Consider the following 8,945-nt stretch of genomic DNA (forward strand, 5'->3'; position numbering starts at 1 on the left):
CAGCCTCGCCCTGGCTCGGCAGCGGCTACAGCCAACGTTGTGCCTCATAACGCTGGGCCTTATTAAGAAACAGGAATTTTTGCATGCCCCCCTTAAGTTTCAAGCAAGTCGATGTCTTCAGCTCGACTCCCCTCAAAGGCAACCCCTTGGCCGTGGTATTCAACGCCGACGAGCTCAGCACCGAGCGCATGGCCACCTTCGCCAACTGGACCAACCTCAGCGAAACCACCTTTCTGCTCCAGCCCCGCGATCCCCGGGCCGACTACCGCCTGCGGATCTTCACCACCACCCAGGAATTGCCCTTCGCCGGCCACCCGACCCTGGGCAGTTGCCACGCCTGGCTCGAAGCCGGCGGCGTGCCCCGGGGCGAGGAGATCATCCAGGAGTGCGAAGTGGGCCTGGTGCGCATCCGCCGCCAGGGCGATCAGTTGGCCTTTCTCGCGCCGCCGCTGCTCAAGGCCGGCCCGGTGGAGCCCCAGGTGCTGGAGCAGGTGCGCCGTGGCCTGCGCCTTACGCCCGGGGACATCGTGCAGGCGCAGTGGGTCGACAACGGCGCCGGCTGGCTGGCGGTGATGCTCGGCGAACGCCAGCAGGTGCTGGACCTGCAACCGGACTACCCGGCGCTGATCGGTCTGGCGGTCGGGGTGATCGCGCCCTGTGACCCCGAGCGTGATGACAGCGACGCGCAGTTCGAGGTACGGGCCTTTATCGCCGGTGATGGCATGCCCGAAGACCCGGCCACCGGCAGCCTCAATGCCGGCATCGCCCAGTGGTTGCTGGGCGCCGGGCTGGCACCGGCTCGCTACCGGGTCAGCCAGGGCCTGAGCATGGGGCGGGCAGGGCGGATTGACGTGGAACAGATCGGCGACGAAATCTGGATCGGCGGCACGGTGCGAACCTGCATTGAGGGACACCTGCGGCTTCTCCAAACCAGTGAGCAAGCGTGCGGGAATACACCTTCGCCCACTGGACCGAGGCATCCATGAGCGCGCTGGCGCCTGGCGATTTTGCAGGCACCGCCACGCACAGGCAGGCACGGCTCCTGTGCGCCTGGGCCCAGGTTGTGTCCTGTAAGGGCTGGATGCTGCGGGCAGGCCTGCTGGGTTTGCTGGCGCTTGATCCACTGCTTTGCATTGCACAAACCACGGCGGTCAAACAACCGCCCGGCCCGGCAACCTTGCCTGGTAATACACCGGGGAGCGAATCCGCGGCATCCGCCAGCGTGGCGGCCACGCCAGGGGACAACGGCGTGGCGGTGAATGCCACGTGCAACCTGCCGGTCAAGCCATCGGCCGGCAAAGTCGTGGAGATATATTGGACCCAGGGCCCGGAAAATCGTCGCGTGGTGGGCCGCGAGGCTGACCATTACGTCGATCTCAATCTGATCGTTCGAACTGTGGGTTACCGGCCTGGCGAGTGCATCGAAGCGACGATTCAGTCCGAAAACGCTGCCGATGAAATTGCCGACCGGGTCAAGAAGATCGTGCTCAGGGGAAAGGTTGACGATACCGGCATGGCCTACTTCAAAACGCCTCTGAAGGACTACACCCTCAATTTGCAGGGCAGCGAGCCGCCGTAGTGTGCACACCCCTGCGGGAGCCAGGAGCTGCTGCAAGCGGCCAACCGCCGAATTTGTCGCACGCAGGTTTTTCAATGGCGGCTGCCGCTGTTGCGTCAGATGGTCGCAGGCTGGCCGCGTCGATTGACCGATACCCCCTGGATCGCGGGGCTTCAAGGGCATTGTTACGGCTTGGGCAAGACTCTCTTGAGCCGTGCGGGTTTGTACCGGGGCGGCTGCGGGCATAAGCTTTCAGCCTTTTTTCGCCATAGCTCGTGTTGTTTCGCGCTCAGCCTTAGGAAAAATCATGTCCAGCCAGTTCCCAGAAGCCCGTCCGCGTCGCCTGCGTCGCTCCGAACAACTGCGCAGCCTGTTCCAGGAAACCGAATTCACCCTCAACGACCTGGTGCTGCCGATTTTCGTCGAGGAAGAAATCGACGATTTCGTGCCGATCAAGAGCATGCCCGGGGTGATGCGCATTCCCGAATCCAGGTTGGCCGGCGAGATCGAGCGCTACGCCCGCGCCGGGATCAAGTCGGTGATGACCTTCGGCGTCTCCCACCACCTGGACTGCGACGGCAGCGATACCTGGAAGGAAAACGGCCTGGTGTCGCGCATGTCGCGCATCGCCAAGGATGCGGTGCCGGAGATGATCGTGATGTCCGACACCTGCTTCTGCGAATACACCGATCACGGCCACTGCGGGGTCATGCACGGCCATGAAGTGGACAACGACCAGACCCTGCTCAACCTCGGCAAGCAGGCGGTGGCCGCGGCCCGTGCCGGCGCCGATGTGATCGCGCCGTCGGCGGCCATGGACGGTCAGGTCCAGGCCATCCGCCGCGCCCTGGATGCCGCCGGCTTCACCCAGACGCCGATCATGGCCTATTCCACCAAGTTCGCCTCGGCGCTCTATGGCCCGTTCCGTGAAGCCGGCGGCAGCGCGCTCAAGGGCGATCGCAAGAGCTACCAGATGAACCCGATGAACCGCCGCGAAGCGGTGCGCGAGTCCTTGCTGGACGAGCAGGAAGGCGCCGACTCGCTGATGGTCAAGCCCGCCGGGGCCTACCTGGACATCATCCGCGACATCCGCGAGGCCTCGCGCCTGCCGGTGGCGGCGTACCAGGTCAGCGGCGAGTACGCGATGATCAAGTTCGGCGCCCAGGCCGGCGCCATCGACGAGCAGCGAGTGGTGCGCGAAACCCTGGGTTCGATCAAGCGCGCCGGTGCCGATCTGATCTTCACCTACTTCGCCATGGACCTGGCCCTGGCCGGGATCTGATTAGGCCCCGCAGCACTGCCACGAACGTCGCCCGGCGTTCGTGGCTATTGCCAAGACTTCCGCCTCTACATGACAATGCGATTCATTATCAAATATGAATCCTTACTGTCATGCCCGCCGACGACTTATCCCTGCGCTGTGCCGTCACCGACCTCTACACCCATCACCATGGCTGGCTGCAGGGCTGGTTGCGCCAGCGCCTGGGCAACGCCTTCGATGCCGCCGACCTGGCCCAGGACACCTTCGTGCGGGTGCTCAAGGCGCGCAACGCAGTGGAGATCCGTGAGCCGCGGCCCTACCTGTCGCGCATTGCCCGGGGCCTGCTGATCGATCTGTTTCGCCGGCGTTCCCTGGAGCAGGCCTACCTCGAAGCCCTGGCGCTGGTGCCCGAGGGCGAGCACCCGTCGCCGGAGGAGCAGAGCGTGCTGTTCCAGGCACTGATGGAAATCGACCGGCTGCTGGATGGCCTGGGGCCCAAGGTGAAACAGGCTTTCCTGCTGTCCCAGTGCGACGGCCTGACCTACGAACAGATCGCCGAGCGCCTGCAGATTTCCGTGCGCAGCGTGAGCAACTACATGGCCAAGGCCATGGAGCATTGCTGCCTGATGCAGATGCGGATGCAGCTGTCATGAGTTTCGCCGGCCTGCAACTGAGCGTCGGCGAGCGCCAGGCCATCAGCGGCGCGGCACGCTGGTACGCGCAATTGCGCTCCGGCAGCGCCAGTGAGCAGGAGCAGGCCGCCTGGCGCGAATGGCTGGCCGCCGACCCCTTGCACCGCCAGGCGTGGGAGCGCATGCAGCAACTGGGCGAGCAGATGTCGGCACTGCCCGGCGGCCTGGCCGGTTCCACCTTGCGCGGGGCAGGGCGCTCGCGCCGCGAGCTGATGCGCAACCTGGTGGTGCTGGCCTCGGCCGGTTCCCTCGGCTGGCTGGGCTGGCGCAGCGACAGTGCCCAGCAACTGCTGGCGGACTACCGGACCCAGATCGGCGAGCGCCGGCAAGTGCGCCTGGCGGACGGCACTTCGCTGCTGCTCAATACCAACACCTCGATCAACGTGCAGTTCGACAGCCAGCAACGCAAGGTGCAGCTGTTGTGGGGCGAGATGCTGGTCAGCACCGCTGCCGATCCCTTGCAGCGGCCGTTCCGGGTCTTCACCCGGGACGCCGAGGTGCTGGCCCTGGGCACTCGCTTCGTGCTGCGCAGCGATGAGCGTGAGGAGCAGGTGGCGGTGCTGGAGCACGCGGTGCAGGTCAGCCTGGGCGCAGGCCTTGCGCCGCGTCGGGTCGAGGCCGGCCAGCAACTGGCGTTCAGCGCCGGGGGCTTTGCCGCGCTGCGGCCCAACGATGCCGCGGTGGGTGCCTGGCGCCAGGGCAGCATCATCGCCATCGACCGGCCCCTGGGGGAATTGCTGGCCGACCTGTCGCGCTACCGCCGCGGGGTTGTGCAGTGCGATCCGCAGATTGCCGGGCTGAAGATCTCCGGGGCATTCCCCATCGATGACACCGACCGCGCCCTGGCGGCGCTGGAAAGCGGTTTCTCCCTGCAGATCAAGCGCTACACCCGCTACTGGGTACGGGTTTGCGATAGCCGCGTGGGTTGAATCCGCGGGGCGAAAAAAAATTCAAGGGTCTTTGCATGTTTGCCCCTCCTGGTCCGGCTTATCCCCCAGTGGATTCATTTTCGTTAGCGGGGAAGGCAAAGCATGTCTGATGTTCACAAGTCGAAGTTGGCCCAGGCGATCAAGGTCGGGCTCTGGGGCGCACTGGCGGTCTACGGGGCGGCACTGCTGCCATTGACCGCAGTGGCGGCCAGCGAACAGACCGCGGTGCGCCGCTTCGATATTGCCGCCGGTGACCTGACCGAGGTGCTGAGCCGTTACGCCAGCGCTGCCGGCGCGGCAATTTCCTTCGATGCCCGGCAGACCGCCGGCCTGCGTTCGGCGGGGCTCAAGGGTGAATACGGGGTACAGGAAGGCTTTGCGCGGATTCTCGCCGGCAGCGGCTGGCAGGCCGAGCCGCAGAGCAACGGCAGCTTCGTGCTGCGCCCCGTACCCCAGGGCAGCGGCGCTCTGGAGCTGGGCACCACCCAAGTGCAGGGCCAGGAGCTGGGGGCCACCACCGAGTATTCCGGTTCCTACACCACTGGCGCGGTCACCATCGGCAAGGGCCAGCACTCGCTCAAGGAAACCCCGCAGTCGGTGACCGTGATCACCCGCAAGATGCTCGATGACCAGAACCTCAACACCATTGACCAGGTGATGGAGAAGACCCCGGGCATCACCCTCTACGACTCGCCCATGGGCGGCAAGTATTTCTACTCCCGGGGCTTTCGCATGACCGGCCAGTACCAGTACGACGGCGTGCCCCTGGACATGGGTAGCAGCTACGTACAGGCCGACAGCTTCAGCAGCGACATGGCCTTCTATGACCGGGTGGAGATCCTGCGCGGCGCTGCCGGTATGCTCAAGGGCGCGGGCGGCACTGCCGGCTCGGTGAACTTCGTGCGCAAGCGCGGCCAGGCCACGCCGCACACCGAACTGACGATGTCCGCCGGCAGCTGGGACAACTACCGGGCCCAGGTGGACACCGGCGGGCCGTTGAACGATGCCGGTACCGTCCGCGGCCGGGCGGTGGTGACCCAGCAGACCCGGCAGTACTTCTACGACCTGGGCGATCGCAAGGACCAAGTCTACTACGGCGCCCTGGATTTCGACCTCAGTGACGCCACCACCCTGGGCCTGGGCATGGCCTATGAAGACGTCGACTCGCGCCCGTGCTGGGGCGGCCTGCCGCGCTACAGCGACGGCAGCGACCTCAAGCTGGGCCGCTCCACCTGCCTGAACACCGCCTGGAACAATTCGCGCAGCAAGCGCGCGACCTATTTCGCCGACCTGCGCCAGCAGCTCAACGATGACTGGGCGCTGAAGGTAGCCGGGGTCTACACCCGCAACACCCAGGATATCGAGTACGCCTTCCCCAGCGGTTCGGTGCCGGTGGGGGCCAGCCGTTCCAGCACCCTGATGCTGGGCAGCATCTACGACTACGACCAGGTGGACTACGGCTTCGATGCCTATGTCGACGGGCACTTCCAGGCCTTTGGCCAGGAGCACGAGCTGACCTTCGGCGCCAACGCCAGCCGCTCGATCAAGGACGACTTCTACGCCGTGGCCGGCTTGCCCCAGCGGCAGAATGTGCTGGACCCCGATCACCACCTGCCCAAGCCCGACGACAGCTACTACGAAAGCAATTCCACCCGGGGCGGCCCCACTGATCTGCGGATCCAGCAGCAAGGGTTGTATTCCACTGTGCGCCTGAAGCTGGCCGACCCGCTGACCCTGGTCATGGGCAGCCGGGTCAGCTGGTACAAGTCGCAGAACGATTCGGTGGCCTACTGGCGCGATACGCGCACGCCCAGCAGTGCCCGTTCCAAGGAAACCGGCGAGGTCACGCCGTTCGCCGGGGTGCTGTACGACCTCAACGACAACCTCACGGCCTACGCCAGCTACTCCAGCATCTTCACCCCCCAGGGCAGCTATCGGACCCTGGACGGCGCCTCCCTCAAGCCGCTGGTGGGCAAGAGCTACGAGCTGGGGATCAAGGGCGAGTGGTTCGATGGCCGCCTCAACAGCGCCTTCAGCCTGTTCCGCACCATCCAGCAGGACGCGCAGCAGGACGACCCGGCCTGCCCGGACAGTACCTGCTCGCTGAACTCGGGCAAGGTCCGCGCCCAGGGCTTTGAAGCGGAGCTCAGCGGTGAGGTGATCGAACACCTGCAAGTGCTGGCCGGCTACACCTACACCCAGACCAAGACCCTGGAGGACGCCAACAGCGCCAACAACGGCTTGCCGTTCACCACCTACGTGCCGCGGCACCTGCTGCGGGTCTGGGGCGACTATCAGCTGGGCGGTGCCCTGGAGCGCTTCACCGTGGGGGCCGGGGTCAACGCCCAGAGTGACAACTACCGAGTCTCGCCCACCAGCGGCAACCACATCCGCCAGGCCGGCTATGCGATCTGGAACGGCCGCATCGGTTACCGCATCGACGACACCTGGTCCCTGGCGCTGAACGGCAACAACCTGCTGGACAAGCGCTACTACACCACCATCGGCACCGAAGGCTTCGGCAATTTCTACGGTGACCCGCGCAACCTCACCCTGTCGGTCAAGGCCGACTTCTAAGGCCTGGTGGCGGCCGCGCAGGCCTTCTGCACGGCCGCTTCAGGCCCCGGGCCCGGCGTCGAGCAAGGCCATGAAACGCTGCAGCTGTGGCGAAGGGTTGTCCCGGTGCCAGTTCATGTACAGCCCGATGCTTGGCCCTGGCTGCGTGCCCATGGCCCGCAGCGGGCGGTAGGCGACGCTGCCCTGCAGCACCGCATCGGCCATCGAGCGGGGCACCAGGGCCACGCCGAAACCGCAGCCCACCAGGCCCAGCTGGGTCTGGACCCGGGCCACTTCCTGGACCACCTTCGGGGTGAACCCGGCCGCGCTGCACAGCGCCATCAACTGGTTGTGGTAGGCGCTGCCCAGGGCCTGGGGCGTGAACACGAAGTCGTCGTTGGCCAGCTCCCGCAGGTCCACCTCTGGCGCCTGGGCCTGGGGGTGGTCGTGGGGCAGGGCGATGACGATCGGCTCATCGAGGATCAGGCGCGAGGCTATCTGCCCTTCGGGCAGCGGCAGCTCACGCATGAACGCCAGGTCGATGTCGCCGCCGAGCAGGCCCTTGAGCTGCTCGGCCGAAGGCAGTTCCCGCAGTTCCAGGCGCACCTCGGGCAAGGCCTGGCGAAAGCCCCGCAGGCGGGCGAGCAAGCTCGGGTAGCCGGCCAGTGACAGGCTACTGACGCACAGGCTGCCGGCCAGGCCCTGGGCAATATGGCGCGCCTGCTCGATGCCCTGTTCCAGGGTCGCCAGGGTGCGCCGGGCGCTATGCAGAAAATCCACCCCGGCCGGGGTCAGGGCCACGCCTCGACGATTGCGCCGCAGCAGGCTGAAACCGAGTTTTTCCTCCAGGCGGGCGATGGCCTGGCTCAGGGGCGGCTGGGCCATGTGCAGGCGCGTGGCGGCCTTGTGAAAGTGCAGTTCTTCGGCGACGGCGATGAACTGGCGCAACAGGCGCGTTTCGATCATGGCGATGCTTCCTGGCTGGGGGCTTTGGGACTGTAAACCCCAAGGCTCATGGTTTCACAGCGAATTCATTGATATCAAAAACCTCTCACAGAACCTGGAATTTAGTATTAAGTCACTGATTTTCATGCTGTTACCCTGGAATTCACACAGGAGGGAAGAGCATGGATTTCAGCGGCAGAACGGCGATTGTCACCGGCGCCGGGCGCGGCCTGGGCTTGAGTTATGCACGGGCCCTGGCCCGTCGTGGTGCCCAGGTGGTGATCAGCGATTGCGGGAGTGACGGCAGCGGTAGCGGGGCGGATGACAGTGTCGCCCATGATGCGGTGCGGGCCTTGCGGGCCAGCGGTGCCAGGGCGCTGGCCGACACCGCCGACCTGGGCACCGAGGCCGGTTGCCAGGGGCTGGTGCAGCGCACCCTGGAGGCCTTTGGCAGCCTGGATATCCTGATTCACAACGCCGGCTGGGTTGGCTACCAGGCGCTGGAGCAGACCGACGCCGGGTTTCTCGAGCGCATGCTGGGGATCAACCTGTATGCGCCCATCTGGCTGGCCAGGCATGCCTGGCCCCATCTGCGGCAGTCCGCCGCACCGCGGCTGCTGTTGACCACCTCCGACCGTGCGCTGTACCCGGAATATGCCCAGCCGGGGCTGCTGGCCTACTGCGCGGGCAAGATGGCCCAGGTCGGGATCATGAATGCCCTGGGCCAGGAAGGGGCGGAGCACGGGATCCGGGTCAACGCGGTGTCGCCGGTGGCCAAGACCCGCATGTGGGGCGTCAGCGAGGAGCCGCCGGAACTCAAGCCGGACTGGGTGACGCCGGGGGTGCTGTTTCTGGTCAGCGAGCAGTGCCAGGACAGCGGCTACATCCTGCGGGCCAGCAATGGCCAGTTCAGTGCCTGGCGCCCCCAGGAGGCCCCCGGTGTGGATTACCCCCGGGACCTGAAGCGGATCGCGGCGGCCACGCCGGAGCAGTTCGCCCGGCGC

The 8,945-nt window shown here is 66.0% G+C and carries 8 protein-coding genes; 7 read left to right on the top strand and 1 reads right to left on the bottom strand.

Annotated features, from left to right (window positions below; all coding sequences use genetic code 11):
• Positions 1–83 precede the first annotated feature (83 nt).
• From F6S12_RS27835 to F6S12_RS27860, 6 genes are all read left to right on the top strand, one after another.
• The gene (locus tag F6S12_RS27835; RefSeq protein WP_125063400.1) at positions 84–986 is read left to right on the top strand and encodes a PhzF family phenazine biosynthesis protein; all 903 of its coding nucleotides are present in this window, start codon (positions 84–86) and stop codon (positions 984–986) included.
• Entirely contained in the window at positions 983–1,579 is a 597-nt protein-coding gene (locus F6S12_RS27840) for a hypothetical protein (protein ID WP_315869554.1), read from the top strand. Before F6S12_RS27835 ends, F6S12_RS27840 begins: the two co-directional genes overlap by 4 nt.
• Positions 1,580–1,865: 286 nt before the next feature.
• Positions 1,866–2,840, top strand: coding sequence for a porphobilinogen synthase (gene hemB / locus F6S12_RS27845; RefSeq protein ID WP_015635078.1), 975 nt, complete (start codon positions 1,866–1,868; stop codon positions 2,838–2,840).
• Between the two features lie 110 nt (positions 2,841–2,950).
• Entirely contained in the window at positions 2,951–3,472 is a 522-nt protein-coding gene (locus tag F6S12_RS27850; RefSeq protein WP_015635079.1) for a sigma-70 family RNA polymerase sigma factor, read from the top strand.
• Positions 3,469–4,440: a FecR family protein gene (locus F6S12_RS27855; protein ID WP_011060590.1), complete on the top strand. Its 972-nt coding sequence runs from the start codon at positions 3,469–3,471 to the stop codon at positions 4,438–4,440. The genes F6S12_RS27850 and F6S12_RS27855 overlap by 4 nt, the downstream gene beginning before the upstream one ends.
• 102 nt (positions 4,441–4,542) lie before the next feature.
• Entirely contained in the window at positions 4,543–7,017 is a 2,475-nt protein-coding gene (locus F6S12_RS27860; RefSeq protein WP_210694017.1) for a TonB-dependent siderophore receptor, read from the top strand.
• 39 nt (positions 7,018–7,056) lie between these two features.
• On the opposite strand, the gene F6S12_RS27865 is transcribed toward F6S12_RS27860, so the two are convergent.
• Positions 7,057–7,962 carry a LysR substrate-binding domain-containing protein gene (locus tag F6S12_RS27865; protein WP_053150595.1) on the bottom strand — a complete coding sequence of 302 codons (906 nt, stop codon included), beginning with the start codon at positions 7,960–7,962 and terminating at the stop codon, positions 7,057–7,059.
• Positions 7,963–8,123: 161 nt separating this feature from the next.
• Between F6S12_RS27865 and F6S12_RS27870 the strand changes: the two genes are divergently transcribed.
• On the top strand, positions 8,124–8,945 hold an 822-nt coding region (locus F6S12_RS27870; protein ID WP_315869555.1), incomplete at its 3' end, for an SDR family NAD(P)-dependent oxidoreductase.

Origin of the sequence: Pseudomonas sp. JV245A, from assembly GCF_032424515.1 — a bacterium.
Taxonomy (GTDB): domain Bacteria; phylum Pseudomonadota; class Gammaproteobacteria; order Pseudomonadales; family Pseudomonadaceae; genus Aquipseudomonas; species Aquipseudomonas protegens.